Below are 256 nucleotides of genomic sequence, written 5' to 3'. Positions count from 1 at the left end.
CCGCGATCTATTTGCATACACATTCGCCTGACTGTGTGTATGGCATGCCGGTTTCCATTGCCGAGGCAATGGCGACCGGCGCGGTTGTGTTTGGACGCCGCTGCGCGGCAGCCGAGTCATACATCGGCTATGCAGGTCAATGCTATGACGATGAAGATCAGGCTGTGCAGCTCGTCAACGCCACAGCCGAATGGTCGGATGAACAATGGCGGCAGGCCAGTAAGCGGGCGATCGACCGTGCCTATGGCCAGTTCCT

General features: G+C 58.6%; 1 protein-coding gene. It reads left to right on the top strand.

From position 1 onward, the window contains the following. Positions 1-44 precede the first annotated feature (44 nt). The coding region (locus tag KVT28_RS25655; RefSeq protein ID WP_217551054.1) for a hypothetical protein at positions 45-256 on the top strand (212 nt) is incomplete at its 3' end.

The sequence above is a fragment of the Pantoea sp. GbtcB22 genome (genome assembly GCF_019091025.1).
In the GTDB taxonomy this organism is placed as follows: Bacteria; Pseudomonadota; Gammaproteobacteria; order Enterobacterales; family Enterobacteriaceae; genus Pantoea; species Pantoea leporis.
The sequence above is the reverse complement of the archived record's forward strand: the minus strand, read 5'-3'. Positions and strand labels throughout refer to the sequence as shown.